The organism is Constantimarinum furrinae, assembly GCF_014295415.1.
GTDB lineage: Bacteria > Bacteroidota > Bacteroidia > Flavobacteriales > Flavobacteriaceae > Constantimarinum > Constantimarinum furrinae.
In genome coordinates this window covers 1,967,040-1,981,774 of the sequence record NZ_CP052909.1, presented here as the reverse complement: position 1 = coordinate 1,981,774, position 14,735 = coordinate 1,967,040, and the positions used below count along the sequence as shown (strand labels likewise).

Here is a 14,735-nt window from a genome sequence, read left to right as displayed (position 1 = left end):
CCTCTTAACAGTTGGAGTAAGCCCTAATTCGTATTTTCCCAAATATGATCTCAATTGAAGAAATAAATCTTGAAAACAAGGTAATCCCGGAAGTAATAAGGACAGAAGCAATAACCGCACTATGTCATTTTCCTGAACTGAAAGACTGTGAGGTGATCTTTAAATTTAAGGACAAGATTAAAAAATCCACCATGCAAGCGCAGCCTACCTGGGCGAGTTTCTTAAAGCGCAGAAAGCACCGTGGATACATAATTTTGATAAGTAGAAAAATACAGATCGAACACGAGGAATTCAATATAACCGATATCCCTTCAGACGTGATCACAGGCTGGTTGGGTCACGAATTGGGACATGTAATGGACTATCGGGATCGCAGTGGTTTGGGCATGTTGTTCTTCGGAATAAAATATCTTTTTTCCAAATCACATATAAAAGAAGTGGAACGTGCGGCAGATCATTATGCTATCGCGCATGGGATGGGAGATTACATTTTACAAACCAAGAATTTCATATTGGATCATGCACATATTTCTGAAAAATATAAGCAGCGTATAAGAAATCTGTATATGTCTCCTGAAGAAGTTATGGAACTGCTTAATGAAGGAAAATTAGAGGAAGCTGTTAGTTAAAATCAGAAACAAACCTTTGCCATTCGGAAAATTTCTCCTCATTCATCACTCTGGCCATTTTTACCTGTCCGCCCTTCTTCTTGTTCTTGGCATTCCACTCGTAAAATACATCGGGGGCGATCGTGGTAACTTTTACCCCCTTTAAAGCCTTACTTCGTGCTACTTTGTAATTTTTATTGGCCGATTTTAGCGCTTCATCCAAGGCGTTGGCCAGTTCTTCAGTATTTACCGCAGACTCTGTTCCCAGATACCAATGATGATAAAATTCGTTATCATATTTAACCGCCGCAAGTGTAAACTCAGGAATTTCGATATCGAATTGTTCTTCAAGTTCTCTGAGGGCGGTTTCCATTTTATTTACCGAAAGTTGTGATCCAACGACATTTAAGAAGAATTTGGTTCTTCCGGTTATAATGATCTCTGCCCGATCCACATCGGTAAAGGCAATGGTATCGCCAATTAGGTAGCGCCACGCTCCGGAAACGGTACTTATTACAAGTACATAATCTGTATTTGTTTCTACTTCGGAAAGATCTAAACAGGGCGCATCACGGGTGATGGATCCGTCTTCGTTAATATATTCAGGTTTGAAAGGAATAAACTCAAAATAAATTCCATTATCGGTAACCAGTTTCATTGCATGAGTCTCCGGTCGCTGCTGAAACGCCACAAAACCTTCTGAAGCAAGATAGGTATCTATGACCGTTATAGGATGATCAAGCAACAGATTAAAACTCTTTTCGTAAGGTTTAAATGCCACACCACCGCTGGTATACACTTGAAGGTTAGGCCAGATCTCATGTATATTATTAAGGTTGTGGTATTCGATCACTTTTTTCAACATTAATTCGATCCATGATGGAATTCCGCTCAACGCACCGATATCCCAGTCCTTTGCACGTTCGGCGATGGTTTGCACGCGCTCATCCCAATCGTCAATTTTAGCGATCTCCTCTCCAGGCTTATAATACCCCTGAAACCAGAATGGGATGTTACTGGCGCTAATCCCACTAATCTCACCTTCAAGAAATCCTCCACGCTCTGTGAGATCGGTACTGCTACCCAACATCATGATCTCCTTCTCAAAAAAATCGGCAGGTAGGTCGAAATTAGAAAGTGCGCTTACCTGTTGGATGCCTGTAGTTCGAATGGCATCTATCATTTCATCGCTTACAGGAATTCTTTTGCTGGTCTTACCTGTGGTTCCGCTGCTCATGGCAAAATATGATGGCTTCCCCGGCCATGTAATATCGTCCAGCCCGTCGTGCACCCTACTCCACCAATCGGCAGTCATTTTATTGTAATCGTGATACGGAATTGCGTCGGAAAACGATTTAGTTATGCTCTCTGAATCTAAAATTTGACGGAACCCATAGTATTTACCAAAGGCAGTGTCTTTTGCTTTTTCCAGGAGTTTTCTCAATACTTTTTCCTGAGCCTCGACAGCCGGAGTTTCGGAGACCAACGACCCTCTTAATTCGATCGCACCTTTAATAATTGTACCTAAAATAGCCATGAAATGTCATTTTTATAAAAATAGAAGATTCGACACTTAAAAAACCAATCATTATATAAAGTTTAACCTTTTCAAATTGCCTCTCGAAAATAGTATCTTTGCGTTATGACCCATCATCCCGATTCCATTCGAATGAATAAGGCGATTAGCGATAGCGGATATTGCTCACGCCGGAAGGCCGATACGCTTATTGAACAGGGGCGAGTGACCCTGAACGGTGAAAAGGTCTCCCTGGGAGATCGTGCGATGCCCGGAGATGAAATTCGCATCGATGGTAAGCTGATCACCGAAAACGACAATCTGGTTTACATCGCCTTAAACAAGCCGGTGGGAATTACCTGTACGACAGATACAAGGGTAGACGGAAATGTAGTAGATTTTATAGGTCATAAAGAGCGCATATTTCATGTAGGAAGACTGGATAAACCCAGTGAAGGACTCCTGTTAATGACCAATGATGGTGATATTGTAAATAAGATCCTGCGCGCCGGAAATGATCATGAAAAAGAATATATCGTCAAAACCGACCGACCTATAACAGCCGATTTTATTAAAAAAATGGGCAATGGGGTATGGTTGGAAGAACTTGAAACCCTAACTAAAAAATGTGAAGTGGAGCAAATAAGTCGGTTGGTATTCAGAATAGTTTTAGTTCAAGGATTAAACCGTCAAATTAGAAGAATGTGTGAATATCTAGGATATGAAGTTGTTGAATTAAAGCGTATCAGAATCATGAATATAACGCTGGGCGATTTGCCGGTGGGTAAATGGCGTGACCTAACAACGAAAGAATTGCAGGACTTAAAGGATGCTGTTTCGGGGTCTAAAAATGTTCCTCAGGTGGATCGGATAACGAGTACAGGTGGAAGGCGTAGAAAAAAGTAGACCGCGACCCGATTGAGTAGGGCGCGGTCTGTTTCAACTAACTAACCAAATTAATTTCAATTATGAAATCTCAACCATTTTCTTCAATGCTTTCTTCTCTTCTTTCTTGGGAAGCGTAATTTGCAACACTCCGTTTTCGTAAGACGCTTTTATATCTTCACTTTTCACACTTTCCGGAAGCGTAAAGTTTCTTTTAAATTTGCTATATCCGAATTCCTTTCTGGAATACTTAAACTCCTCTTGCTCCTGTGAAGTTTCACTTTCTTGTTTAACTTCGGCAGAAACTTTTAGCAGGTTTTCTTCAATTTCAATAGCAAAATTATCTTTCTTTAATCCCGGGGCTGCAAGTTCCACTACAAAGGTCGTCAAATTCTCGAAAATATTTACAGCTGGTATGCTAAAGTTTTCATAATTAGGCACATCCAATCTATTTTCAGTTAAAAGATCACCTAAAATAGTGGGCAACCAATCGTTTTGTTTTCTAACTAATTTCATATAATATTATTTTTTACAGTTCTACATTTTTTATTTCCATACTGCAATTTAAATTCCATATCAAAATTTCGGTCATTTTGTCTTATTTTATACTTAGGAATCTGTCTTTTTGTCTATCATATGTTGCTCCTTATTCACATTTATATCAATTTTAAGAAAAACAACTAGGTTAAGTTCTACTTTTAGAGAGGAATAACTATTTATGAAAAAACTTTACTCACGCCTGAAAGCATTTTTTAATTCTGTACAAAGCAAAATAGCCTTCTACCCTTCTCTATTGGCAGTATTGGGTTTTAATCTCGCCTTTATTATGATGTGGATCGAGGAGCAGGGCGCCTCTAACAAACTTATTAAAGTACTTCCCAAATTAGTGTTGGAAAACGGGGATACCGCACTTACTGTGTTAAGTGTCTGTATTGGAGGACTTATTTCAATGATGGTGTTTAGTTTCTCCATGGTGATGCTTTTGCTGAGTCAGGCATCAAGCAACTTTTCTCCCAGACTTTTACCGGGGCTGATATCGGATAAAAAGCATCAGATCATACTTGGTGCTTATCTGGCCACGATATTGTATAATATTTTCACTCTATTTTCAATAGAACCAAGTGATGAAAAATATACACTTCCGGGAGTCTCTATTTTATTGGGAATATCCCTAACGATTATGTGTCTCTGTGCATTTATTTATTTTATACACAACATTTCACAGAGTATTCAGATCAATAACATACTAGAGGATATTTATGTCACTTCAAGAAAAAAATTGCTGTACTTTATAGAAAGTGAAAAACAAAAAGATGAAGAACTAATCAAAGATTTTCCTGATACCAAAGATTGGTTTGCCTTTACCTCAATTAGTAGTGGGTATTTTCAGAATTTATCAATAAAGAACATCCTTGAATTTTCTGAAGAACACCAAACAAAACTATATGTTACCATTCCGCAGGGATTATTTGTCTTAAACAATGTCCCATTTATAAAATCTGATAAAAAACTGGATGCAAAGACTCAAAAGCAACTGCTTTCCAATTTTAATTTTGCCAGGGGTGAATTGATTGAAGACAATTATATACTGGCGTTTAAACAAATCACCGAAATAGCCGTGAAAGCGATGTCACCGGGGATCAATGATCCGGGAACAGCTGTTAATGCGATCGATTATTTAACCGAATTATTCGCTTTGCGAATGCAAAAAAGAGACAGTGGTATCATTACACATAACAATGAGGCAGTTCTTAAACTGGCCGTAGTAAACTTCGAAGAATTGTTATACAATGTGATGGCCTCCCTTAGGACCTATTGTAAGCACGATCCGATAATAGTTCAAAAACTGATCTGGATGCTGACATATCTAAGCAAGCAACAGACAACAAATGAAGACTATCTAAATGCGGTAGAAAATGAGCTTAAAATCCTAATTACAGAATCGAAACTCGCTTTCGACTCCAAAAAGGATATCGAAACCATTACCAATATCGAACACCCGCACTAATTGTAATAGGTCTGAAATATTTTAATAAGTTCTTCGGAAGGAATTATTTTATCCTCATAGTCTTCCATCCTCAGGAGAATCTGATCTATTACCCCCTGGCGGATTCCCATTTTTAAACCAAAATTTCTTACTGCCTCAATTTCTTTTTTATGAGTTTCGCGGTCGACATTCATCATCAACACCATTTTATAGAAATGTGTAATGCGTTCCAATTCACTAAACAATGGTTTTGACGGTAATGGAGATTTAAAAAGTGGATCGATCTCTTTTGCGCTAAGATCCAGTCGCTCCGCAAGTCTTTTTATAAAATCGTATTCACTTTCGGTTAGCTTATCATCTGCTTTGGCGATCACAATGAGGTCACTAATTAAGGCCCGGTTCTTTTCATTTTTCATAGGGCAATACTACTATTTTTCTATGAAGTTCGAAATAAATTATATGAATTTTTATATCATAAAAAAGCCCGGTCGATGAATCCGGGCTCTAATTTTCAAGTTTGAATAGTCTATTTTACAGATGTGATCCGAATGGGTACTTTATACGCTGTACCTTGCTTAAGGGACACATTCAACTTTTGATAATTTAATCGGTTCTTTACATAGCGATCCACTGTGTCGTTGTCGGTGTCTACAGAAAGAACAACGATCTCATTGTCTTTGTTCAGAACAAAAGTAACATTGGCCTGCATTTCCTGTTCTACCAAAAAATTTGGATTTTGTAATAGTTCACCGATTTCTGTGGAAGTTGGCGAACTCACAACCGCAACCGGCTTGGTAGCTGCTGTAAGGGTAGTTGTTAAAATAAGCCCAAAGGCTGCGAGAATTAATCTGAGTTTTTTCATAACTGTTCGATTTAAAAGATTGATATACTCTAATAGACTACAGTTTTCCTCCAATCGTTACTTAAAACCCTAATATTTAACAGTTTATTAACGCAACCCAAATATATTTAACAAAAAAACCCTGCAGAGCAGCAGGGTTTTATTACTTTATCTAAGAACAGTTAAGCGAGAACAGCTTGTACTTTATCGGCCGCTTCCTGAAATTCGATAGCACTCTGAACATCCAGTCCACTATTATCGATCAATTCCTTTGCAATATCTGCATTGGTTCCCTGTAAGCGTACAATAATCGGAACATTGATGGTTCCCATATTTTTATAAGCATCCACGATTCCCTGTGCAACTCGGTCGCATCGAACGATCCCTCCAAAGATATTTACCAAGATCGCTTTTACATTGGGATCTTTCAATATCAGCTTAAAAGCGGCTTCTACCCGTTCGGCGTCCGCAGTACCCCCTACATCAAGAAAGTTGGCGGGTTCTCCCCCGGCCTGCTTAATAAGGTCCATAGTGGCCATCGCAAGCCCTGCGCCATTTACCATACATCCCACGTTTCCGTCGAGATCAACATAATTAAGTCCCACTTCTTTGGCTTCTACTTCAATTGCATTCTCTTCTCTAAGGTCACGCATAGCTTCATAATCCTTATGTCGGAAGAGCGCATTGTCGTCTAAGGATACTTTTGCATCCACCGCGATCACTCTGTCATCACTTGTTTTAAGTACAGGGTTAATTTCAAACAATGAAGCGTCTGAAGCTATATAGGCTTTATAGAGCGCGGTAACGAATTTGGTCATTTCCTTGAATGCCTTACCGCTGAGTCCGAGATTAAATGCCACTCTTCGCGCCTGAAAAGGAAGTAATCCCGCTGCAGGATCTATTTCTTCGGTAAAAATTAAATGTGGTGTTTCTTCAGCGACAGTTTCAATATCCATACCTCCTTCGGTAGAATACATGATCATATTCTTTCCATTGGCACGATTAAGCAGTACGCTCATATAATATTCTTCAGGTTCATTTTCACCCGGGTAATAAACATCCTCTGCTATTAGAACTTGATGTACTTTTTTTCCTTCAGCACTGGTTTGGGGCGTGATCAGGTTCATCCCAATGATCTCACCTGAGATTCTTTCAACTTCTTCAATACTTTTAGCAAGCTTTACTCCGCCACCTTTACCTCGCCCACCTGCATGAACCTGCGCCTTGATCACATGCCAGCCGGTTCCGGTCTCTTCGGTTAATTTTTTAGCAGCAGAAACCGCCTCTTGTGGTGTCGTTGCAACATGACCTCGCTGTATTTCAACACCAAAGCTGTTGAGTATCTCTTTTCCTTGAAATTCGTGTAAATTCATAATAGCGTATTGTGCTTGGTTTTTAGGAGTGACAAAAATAGCAAATGTTATACGATTGCGCTAATATTTTTTGGAAGGGTTTTTTCTAAAAATATTATAGAATAATTAAGTGATTTTTAAGCGTAAGGACTTAATTTTACGCCCTTAAACTTTAAAAAACTCATAATGAAAACAAAAGACCTTTTAACTGTTGCAACCCAATTTGGAAGCCCCGTGTATGTGTACGATGCCAACCGTATTGAAGCTCAGTATAAACGCTTGACCAAAGCGTTTAAAAAGGTAAAACACTTAAAGATTCATTATGCTGTAAAAGCATTATCTAATATATCTGTGCTCAAGATACTCAATAATATGGGCAGTGCGATGGATACAGTTTCAATTCAGGAAGTGCGATTGGCATTAGAGGCGGGTGTGCAACCGCAGGATATTATCTACACTCCCAATGGGGTATCGCTGGAAGAAATAGAACGAGCTGTCGGTTTAGGGGTTCAAATCAATATCGACAATCTTTCTATTCTCGAACAATTTGGAACAAAGCATCCAACTATTCCTGTATGTATAAGGATAAACCCACACGTTATGGCCGGGGGCAACACCAATATATCTGTTGGTCATATCGATAGTAAATTCGGGATTTCAATTCATCAGCTTCCCTTGGTAAAACGAATCGTAGACAACACCGGAATGAAGATCAATGGAATACATATGCATACCGGAAGTGATATTCTTGATATCGATGTATTTCTGTATGCCTCCGAGATACTTTTTGAGGCCGCCAACCATTTTGTCGATCTTGAATTTATCGATTTTGGAAGCGGATTTAAAGTCCCTTACAAAGAGGGCGATGTGGAAACAAATGTGGAAGAACTGGGCGAAAAACTAAGCCGGCGATTCAATGAATTTTGTAAAAATTATGGGAGAGAGCTCACTCTGGCATTTGAACCCGGAAAATTTCTGGTTAGCGAAGCAGGAAAGTTTTTAGTAAAAGTAAATGTTGTAAAACAGACTACTTCAACTGTCTTTGCACAAGTGGATAGTGGTTTTAACCATTTAATACGCCCCATGTTATACGGCTCTCAACACGAGATAAGTAACATTTCCAATCCATCGGGAAAAGACAGGTTTTACAGTGTTGTAGGATATATTTGCGAGACCGATACGTTCGCGAATAACCGCCGAATAGCTGAGATCAGTGAAGGGGATATACTCGCATTCAGTAATGCAGGTGCCTATTGTTTTAGTATGGCTAGTAACTACAATTCCCGATACAGACCCGCAGAAGTGCTGTGGTATAATGAAAAGGCTCACCTGATAAGAAAGCGAGAGACATTTGATGATATTATAAGAAATCAGGTTCCTCTTGAATTATCTTAATACAACAAGCCCCGCATCGGGGCTTTTTTTATATCTTTAGAATAGCTTTTTGCTTTAAATCAAATAGTTATGAAAGATTTTGATTGGACCCAATTCACTCGTAAGATCGCTATTGGAGCTTCGGTTCAAACACTGTATGATGCTTGGACTATTCCAGCCGAGATCGAACAATGGTTTTTAAGTAATGCCACGTATTTAACATCGGAAGGAACTCCGGTTTCAAAAACGGAGGCTGTTGCAAAGGGCCTTACCTATCAATGGCAATGGTATTTATATGATGTCACAGAATCGGGGGCGATCAGAGAAGCAAACGGTAAGGATCAATTTCAATTCACCTTTGCAGGCGATTGTGTCGTTGACGTTTCATTTAAGGCTTATGATAAAGGTACTATTGTGACCTTAACTCAATCGGGTATTCCAACCGATAACGAATCGAAGAAAAATATAAGACTTGGCTGTGATCATGGCTGGTCTTTTTATTTACTAAACCTGAAATCGGTTTATGAAGGTGGAATCGATCTTAGAAATAAAGACCCACAATTGAAGCCCATGTTAAACAATTAAGAGTTAAGTTGAAATGAAAAGGACGTTGTTTAATTTATTCGTTTGTTGTTTTGTCTCTGTTTCGGTGTTCTCTCAATCGGGGGAAATTCCGCAGTGGTTCTTAAATGATATGGAATCCAATATCGGAGTGTGGATCACCGATAATGATACTTATGTTTCAGAAAACGAGCCCTATACCCAATATGGAATGGAATGGCGCTGGGGTATTGGTAAGACAAGCATCATAGGTAGGCTTTTTGGCGTTGTGGATGGCAAGGAGACCGGGGATTTCTGGCAATTCAGGCAATACTGGGACAACATAGAAGGCAAGGCTGTTCTTGTTCAGTTTGGCAACGGCGGTGTGACCGGTATAGGCACCTTATATCCCATAAATGAGAATACCATGGAATCCATTCAAACATTTTCGCTGCCGGATGGCACGAATTGGATGGACCGTCATATTAGTACATTAGATGGAGAGATTCTTACAACAACGTCTTATAAAACCGGAGCATCGGAAGAATGGGAAGAAAACAGAACATATTACTGGAAGAAAAAATCATAAGAACATGAACCTAACCGTAAAAGATATTGTATTTAGACCCTTGCACGAAGTATACAACGCAATTATTTCTGCCGAAAAGCTTTGCGGCTACTTTACCTCTCATGCGAGTGAAGATATTGGGGAAGGAAAACTGCTCATTTGGGAATGGGCCGATTATAATGTTTCCGCTGAAATTGCCGTAACCACTGTGAAAAAAAATGAACAAATTTCCTTCGAATGGGTCGTAAGCGGGAAAAAATCTTCAGTAGATATCAAACTTAAAAAAGAAGAAGAACGTAAAACCTTAATCGAAATTACCGAGCACTCTTTTGGCTCTTCAGAAAAAGAAATATTAAGGATGATGGGGCAGACTCAAGGGTGGACAGATTTTATATGTTCCCTTAAAGCTTATCTCTATACCGGAATAAATTTGAGAAACGGCAAACAAAACTAAAAGTGTGATACCATTTTTTTAGCAGCTTCAAATTCGGAAACCATATCGTTAACAATTTGTGCCGCAGGTTTTATATCGTGAATGAGTCCCGCTATTTGTCCGATTTCCAATTCTCCTTCTTCCAGATCGCCTTCAAACATACCTCTTTTCGCACGAGCGCGGCCCAGTAATTCCTGCAAGGCTTCCTTAGTGGGATTGGTGATATATAAACGCATTACGTCTTCAAAGAACTTATTTTTCATCATTCGAACCGGAGCAAGCTCTTTAAGTGTTAAAAGAGTGTCTCCTTCTTTAGCATCCACAACCATTTGCTTAAATGCTCTGTGTGAAGAGGATTCTTCGGAAGCCACAAAACGACTTCCCACCTGAACTGCGTCTGCACCTAAGACCATCGCGGCCAACATACCATTTCCGTTGGCAATTCCCCCGGCAGCGATAAGCGGTACCGATATCTGCTCCTTTACCATAGGAATCAAAGTAAATGTTGTGGTTTCTTCTCTGCCGTTATGACCTCCGGCCTCAAACCCTTCGGCTACCACGGCATCCACGCCTGCGTCCTGTGCCTTTAGTGCAAATTTTACACTACTAACCACATGAACGACGATGATACCCTGTTCTTTAAGTTTTGCTGTATATGTTTTAGGGTTTCCCGCGGAAGTAAAAACGATCTTCACACCTTCTTCTATGATGATATCAATGATCTCATCAATTTGAGGATAAAGCATAGGCACGTTTACACCGAATGGCTTATTCGTTGCTTTCTGGCATTTTATAATGTGCTCCCGAAGCACTTCAGGATACATGGAGCCGGCCCCCAACAATCCTAATGCACCGGCATTACTACAGGCACTGGCAAGTCGCCAGCCGCTGTTCCAAATCATTCCTGCCTGGATAATAGGATGTTCAATTTTAAAAAGTTCGGTAATTCTGTTCTGCACTATTGTTTAACGATTTTGTAGCTATTACGCTTTGTACCCGATGTAATTGTTACTAGGTAAATTCCTGAAGTAAATGATGACATATCAATTCGGTTTCTATCCCTAGTAATAGGAGTTTCCATGATCTTTGTTCCAAGAACATTATAAATCACTAAATCTGCCGAATTACTATCCTCAGGAAATGAAATATGTAACACATCCACCACAGGATTAGGATATAAGGCAAAATATTTGTCCAGCATTTCATCCTCTAATCCAAGGGTTATTACGGCGTTATAGGCATCTTCAAAATTAGGGATCCCATATCCCATTTCGTTCGTTGGATTGTGAAATAAATGTGCCGACTCGCGGACGATTTGCATGATTTGATAATTACGCAATTCGGGACGTACCTCCCATAGCGAGGTCACTGCACCCGCCATAATGGGCGAGCTAAAAGACGTGCCGTTACTTGTAGTAACGTTTCCATTTTGTGATATCACTGCAGCATCCAGACCTTTTGCCATTACATCTGGCTTAACACGACCATCCACTGTAGGTCCTCTTGAGCTGAAACTCACATAATTTCCGTTTAAATCAACGGCACCAACAGTAAGAACCCCCGGTGCATCTGCAGGTGTTGCCACCGTACCAAATCCGTTTCCGGCATTTCCGGCGGAACTTACCAGCAGCATTCCCTTGTCGAAGGCAAGATTGGCACCTCTCGCGGCAAAAGTGGTTTGGCCGTCAAGATCGGCATAACTGTGACTGTAATTCGAGTTGTCATACTCCTGATAACTCAAAGACGTATTCACGACATCAACCCCAAGACTGTCGGCTCTTTCTAAGGCTTCTACCCACCAGGCTTCTTCTCTGGGGTTTTCATCGGGGCCGTATTCTGTTCTAAAAAGATAAAAAGAGGCATTGGGAGCAGTTCCTACGAATTCATCCTGAATAAAACCACCAATATCGCTACTAGTGCTTATACCATGCGACCCGGTTCCTGTAACATTGGTCGTACGGCTAAAAAAATCGAATGTTCCTAACAATCTGCCTTCACTGATAATATTGGCGAATCCCGGATTTGAGGCAAAATTAGGAAACCCGCTATCCATTACCGCAACGATCATATCTTCGCCTGTAAAATTCTGTTCATGCACATAGTCTATGCCTATCATTTCTGTTTGATTTGTTGCATCACCATAATTATAGACTACCCTGCTTTGATCGTTTTCAATGGCAAATTTATCTGCTGCCGGGGTATGATCCGGAATTAGGTTCAAGTCTTTATCGGCGTATTCCACATCGGTTACAAACGGAAGTCCCAATAAATTTTCAATGTTGTTTTGAGTCCCCTGCACGTACACACAGTTCATCCACTTCGATTTAGCAAAAACAGTGATTCCTGTCTGATTCTTTATCGTAGAAATATAGGATTCGTTTACCGGCACATCACGCTCGTCGATCACCACCCCGTGCATTGTTTTTCGGTCTATAGATTCTTGAGTAAGAATACTTATAGGATTTGCGATAGATGCCTGCACATCTTCCTTATCGGCAAAGAACACCCATGCATCCTGAATTTGTGCTACGGTGATCTGTGTAACGGATAGTAGCCCAAGAAATAATAATCTTTTCATATAAATTTTTTAAGAAATTACCCCACTACCCAACAATTCATCGTGGGTGTACCAAGCGACAAACTGCCCTTCCGTAATGGCCGATTGGGGATTATCAAAGATAACATAAAGTCCCGAATCTGTTTGATACAGAATCCCTTTTTCCAAAGGTTGCCGATAGCGAATACGCGCCATAACTTCCATAGTTTCATCTTCTTTTAAAGCTAGGTCCTCACGCACCCAATGTACTTCTTCCTGTTTAACAAAAAGTCCTCTGCGATATAGCCCGGGATGATCTTTTCCTTGTCCGGTATAGATCACATTTTCGGTTACATTGGTATCGATAACAAACAAGGGTTCTTTGGTTCCGCCCACGGCCAGTCCTTTTCGCTGTCCTTTCGTAAAATAATGTGCCCCTTGATGCTTTCCGATGATCTTTCCGTCGGAAGTGCTGTAAGCGGTTTTTTCTGAAAGAAATTGCAATTTAGCCTCTTCGGAAGAAAACTCCGGGGTTGCCTTTTTATACGCTGAAAAGTCTGAAGGCACCTCAACGATAACACCTTCCTTTGGAGCCAGTTGTTGCTGAAGAAATTCGGGAAGTCGAACCTTACCTATAAAACACAATCCTTGCGAGTCTCGCTTTTCAGCAGTAATAAGATCCTGATCTGCGGCGATCTTTCTAACTTCCGGTTTTAGCAACTCCCCAATAGGAAATAATGTTTTGGCAAGTTGTTCCTGCGACAACTGACACAAAAAGTAAGACTGATCCTTATTTGGATCCTTCCCGGAAAGTAATTGATATATTTCCTTGCCGTCACTAGTGATAGTCCCTTTTCGACAATAGTGTCCGGTAGCAACAAAATCTGCTCCCAATTTGAGAGCAATCTTCATAAAAACATCGAATTTAATTTCCCGGTTGCAAAGCACATCGGGATTTGGGGTTCTGCCCATCTTATATTCGTGAAACATATAATCGACTATACGTTCCTTATATTCTTCACTAAGGTCCACGGTTTGAAATGGGATTTCCAGTTTTTGAGCTACTAACATAGCATCATTACTGTCTTCCAGCCATGGACATTCGTTAGAAATGGTTACCGAATCATCGTGCCAGTTCTTCATAAACAGCCCAATAACGTCGTATCCCTTCTTTTTTAAAAGATAGGCAGCAACACTGGAGTCTACACCTCCGCTTAGTCCAACAACAACACGTTTCTTTCTCATTTTAATGACAGCAAAGTTACTAAATTTTGAAGTGCTTTATTACAAAAGCTATGGTCATGCTTTTGATAAAGCAAAATCATATTGTATGTAGCTCGGACAGCTAAAAGTCGTAAAACTTACAATAAAAAGGGACTAAATAGTTAATCCTGAGGTTTTGGGTAGGTTTCTTCGAGTATGATTTTACCGTCCTTATAATATTTCCACAGGCCGTGCTTTTTGCCGTCCTTGTAAAAACCTTCGATGACCACATTCCCATGCGCATCATAATAGGTAGCCTCTCCCTGAAGTTGGTCGTTCTCGTATTTAAGCTTTTTCAACAGTACTCCATCATATGAATAGTACAGATTCTCCCCTTGCATCACTCCATTTTCATAATTGATCTCTTCAGTGACTTTTCCGTTGGGGTAATAGGTGATCTTTTTTCCGTGAAGCTTACCGTTTACATACGACTCCTTTGTCATTACAGCTTCCGATTTTTCATGATAATATATCCATTCACCAATGCGGTCTTTACCATCCATCATTCCTTCACTTACCAGTTTTCCTTTTTTAGTAAAGTATTTCACCAAGGCTGTATTGTCTTTTTTGAATTCTCTGGTAATTGTAGGAACATCTTTGCATTCTTCGCAGTAATATTTAAAGGTTCCTACCTCCTTGCCATGATCGAATTCACCTTCGTAGCGCAATTGCTGACTATTGCTGAAATATTTCTTCCAGACACCATGGCGCTTCCCGTTCTCATCATATTGGTTGATATCCGATTGTGCAAAAGCAGGATATATTCCGAAGAAAATTCCGAAGAAAAAACAAAAAACTAATTTCATTTTAAAATCATTTACCATATAAACGA

General features: G+C 39.9%; 16 protein-coding genes. 7 read left to right on the top strand and 9 right to left on the bottom strand.

Features of this window, described 5'->3' with window-relative positions; translation table 11 throughout:
- Nucleotides 1–44: 44 nt before the first annotated feature.
- Nucleotides 45–629: a hypothetical protein gene (locus ALE3EI_RS09015; RefSeq protein ID WP_186987942.1), complete on the top strand. Its 585-nt coding sequence runs from the start codon at nt 45–47 to the stop codon at nt 627–629.
- Here the strand turns inward: ALE3EI_RS09015 and ALE3EI_RS09010 are convergent.
- Nucleotides 622–2,145: a GH3 family domain-containing protein gene (locus ALE3EI_RS09010; RefSeq protein WP_186987941.1), complete on the bottom strand. Its 1,524-nt coding sequence runs from the start codon at nt 2,143–2,145 to the stop codon at nt 622–624. The two genes, ALE3EI_RS09015 and ALE3EI_RS09010, sit on opposite strands and share 8 nt — an antisense overlap.
- Nucleotides 2,146–2,250: 105 nt before the next feature.
- On the opposite strand from ALE3EI_RS09010, the gene rluF reads away from it, so the two are divergent.
- A complete protein-coding gene (gene rluF, locus ALE3EI_RS09005; RefSeq protein ID WP_186987940.1) occupies nt 2,251–3,030 on the top strand; it encodes a 23S rRNA pseudouridine(2604) synthase RluF in 780 nt (259 codons plus the stop codon).
- Between the two features lie 60 nt (nt 3,031–3,090).
- Here rluF and ALE3EI_RS09000 read toward each other — a convergent pair whose 3' ends face one another.
- Nucleotides 3,091–3,525 carry an Hsp20/alpha crystallin family protein gene (locus ALE3EI_RS09000; protein WP_186987939.1) on the bottom strand — a complete coding sequence of 145 codons (435 nt, stop codon included), beginning with the start codon at nt 3,523–3,525 and terminating at the stop codon, nt 3,091–3,093.
- A gap of 202 nt (nt 3,526–3,727) precedes the next feature.
- On the opposite strand from ALE3EI_RS09000, the gene ALE3EI_RS08995 reads away from it, so the two are divergent.
- Entirely contained in the window at nt 3,728–5,017 is a 1,290-nt protein-coding gene (locus tag ALE3EI_RS08995) for a DUF2254 domain-containing protein (RefSeq protein WP_186987938.1), read from the top strand.
- On the opposite strand, the gene ALE3EI_RS08990 is transcribed toward ALE3EI_RS08995, so the two are convergent.
- The 3 genes from ALE3EI_RS08990 to sucC all read right to left on the bottom strand — a co-directional run bounded on the left by ALE3EI_RS08990 (nt 5,014) and on the right by sucC (nt 7,210).
- Entirely contained in the window at nt 5,014–5,412 is a 399-nt protein-coding gene (locus ALE3EI_RS08990; RefSeq protein WP_186987937.1) for a tellurite resistance TerB family protein, read from the bottom strand. The genes ALE3EI_RS08995 and ALE3EI_RS08990 overlap by 4 nt on opposite strands.
- 110 nt (nt 5,413–5,522) lie before the next feature.
- Nucleotides 5,523–5,858, bottom strand: a complete 336-nt coding sequence (locus ALE3EI_RS08985) for a hypothetical protein (protein WP_186987936.1) — start codon at nt 5,856–5,858, stop codon at nt 5,523–5,525.
- 161 nt (nt 5,859–6,019) lie between these two features.
- Nucleotides 6,020–7,210 (bottom strand): ADP-forming succinate--CoA ligase subunit beta, encoded by a 1,191-nt coding sequence (gene sucC, locus ALE3EI_RS08980; protein WP_186987935.1) that lies wholly within the window; start codon nt 7,208–7,210, stop codon nt 6,020–6,022.
- A 165-nt stretch (nt 7,211–7,375) separates the two neighbouring features.
- Between sucC and lysA the strand changes: the two genes are divergently transcribed.
- From lysA to ALE3EI_RS08960, 4 genes are all read left to right on the top strand, one after another.
- Entirely contained in the window at nt 7,376–8,584 is a 1,209-nt protein-coding gene (lysA, locus tag ALE3EI_RS08975; protein ID WP_186987934.1) for a diaminopimelate decarboxylase, read from the top strand.
- Between the two features lie 69 nt (nt 8,585–8,653).
- Nucleotides 8,654–9,148: an SRPBCC family protein gene (locus ALE3EI_RS08970; RefSeq protein ID WP_186987933.1), complete on the top strand. Its 495-nt coding sequence runs from the start codon at nt 8,654–8,656 to the stop codon at nt 9,146–9,148.
- A gap of 13 nt (nt 9,149–9,161) precedes the next feature.
- Nucleotides 9,162–9,692: a hypothetical protein gene (locus tag ALE3EI_RS08965; RefSeq protein WP_186987932.1), complete on the top strand. Its 531-nt coding sequence runs from the start codon at nt 9,162–9,164 to the stop codon at nt 9,690–9,692.
- Nucleotides 9,693–9,696: 4 nt separating this feature from the next.
- On the top strand, nt 9,697–10,125 hold the full coding sequence (locus ALE3EI_RS08960; RefSeq protein ID WP_186987931.1) for an SRPBCC domain-containing protein: 429 nt from the start codon (nt 9,697–9,699) through the stop codon (nt 10,123–10,125).
- On the opposite strand, the gene ALE3EI_RS08955 is transcribed toward ALE3EI_RS08960, so the two are convergent.
- From ALE3EI_RS08955 to ALE3EI_RS08940, 4 genes are all read right to left on the bottom strand, one after another.
- Entirely contained in the window at nt 10,122–11,063 is a 942-nt protein-coding gene (locus ALE3EI_RS08955; RefSeq protein WP_186987930.1) for an NAD(P)H-dependent flavin oxidoreductase, read from the bottom strand. The genes ALE3EI_RS08960 and ALE3EI_RS08955 overlap by 4 nt on opposite strands.
- Nucleotides 11,063–12,682 (bottom strand): S8 family peptidase, encoded by a 1,620-nt coding sequence (locus tag ALE3EI_RS08950; protein ID WP_186987929.1) that lies wholly within the window; start codon nt 12,680–12,682, stop codon nt 11,063–11,065. The genes ALE3EI_RS08955 and ALE3EI_RS08950 overlap by 1 nt, the downstream gene beginning before the upstream one ends.
- A 9-nt stretch (nt 12,683–12,691) precedes the next feature.
- Nucleotides 12,692–13,885: a tRNA 2-thiouridine(34) synthase MnmA gene (mnmA, locus tag ALE3EI_RS08945; RefSeq protein WP_186987928.1), complete on the bottom strand. Its 1,194-nt coding sequence runs from the start codon at nt 13,883–13,885 to the stop codon at nt 12,692–12,694.
- Between the two features lie 140 nt (nt 13,886–14,025).
- Nucleotides 14,026–14,709 (bottom strand): toxin-antitoxin system YwqK family antitoxin, encoded by a 684-nt coding sequence (locus ALE3EI_RS08940; RefSeq protein WP_186987927.1) that lies wholly within the window; start codon nt 14,707–14,709, stop codon nt 14,026–14,028.
- Nucleotides 14,710–14,735 lie beyond the last annotated feature (26 nt).

Bases quoted from the DNA above. Each gene is read 5' to 3' on its own strand.
- ALE3EI_RS08960 (WP_186987931.1), top strand. From the start codon at position 9,697: ATGAACCTAACCGTAAAAGATATTGTATTTAGACCCTTGCACGAAGTA.
- ALE3EI_RS08940 (WP_186987927.1), bottom strand. From the start codon at position 14,709: ATGAAATTAGTTTTTTGTTTTTTCTTCGGAATTTTCTTCGGAATATAT.
- mnmA (WP_186987928.1), bottom strand. From the start codon at position 13,885: ATGAGAAAGAAACGTGTTGTTGTTGGACTAAGCGGAGGTGTAGACTCC.
- ALE3EI_RS08985 (WP_186987936.1), bottom strand. From the start codon at position 5,858: ATGAAAAAACTCAGATTAATTCTCGCAGCCTTTGGGCTTATTTTAACA.
- ALE3EI_RS08965 (WP_186987932.1), top strand. From the start codon at position 9,162: ATGAAAAGGACGTTGTTTAATTTATTCGTTTGTTGTTTTGTCTCTGTT.
- ALE3EI_RS09010 (WP_186987941.1), bottom strand. From the start codon at position 2,145: ATGGCTATTTTAGGTACAATTATTAAAGGTGCGATCGAATTAAGAGGG.
- ALE3EI_RS08995 (WP_186987938.1), top strand. From the start codon at position 3,728: ATGAAAAAACTTTACTCACGCCTGAAAGCATTTTTTAATTCTGTACAA.
- rluF (WP_186987940.1), top strand. From the start codon at position 2,251: ATGACCCATCATCCCGATTCCATTCGAATGAATAAGGCGATTAGCGAT.
- ALE3EI_RS08990 (WP_186987937.1), bottom strand. From the start codon at position 5,412: ATGAAAAATGAAAAGAACCGGGCCTTAATTAGTGACCTCATTGTGATC.
- ALE3EI_RS08950 (WP_186987929.1), bottom strand. From the start codon at position 12,682: ATGAAAAGATTATTATTTCTTGGGCTACTATCCGTTACACAGATCACC.
- ALE3EI_RS08970 (WP_186987933.1), top strand. From the start codon at position 8,654: ATGAAAGATTTTGATTGGACCCAATTCACTCGTAAGATCGCTATTGGA.
- ALE3EI_RS09000 (WP_186987939.1), bottom strand. From the start codon at position 3,525: ATGAAATTAGTTAGAAAACAAAACGATTGGTTGCCCACTATTTTAGGT.
- sucC (WP_186987935.1), bottom strand. From the start codon at position 7,210: ATGAATTTACACGAATTTCAAGGAAAAGAGATACTCAACAGCTTTGGT.
- lysA (WP_186987934.1), top strand. From the start codon at position 7,376: ATGAAAACAAAAGACCTTTTAACTGTTGCAACCCAATTTGGAAGCCCC.
- ALE3EI_RS09015 (WP_186987942.1), top strand. From the start codon at position 45: ATGATCTCAATTGAAGAAATAAATCTTGAAAACAAGGTAATCCCGGAA.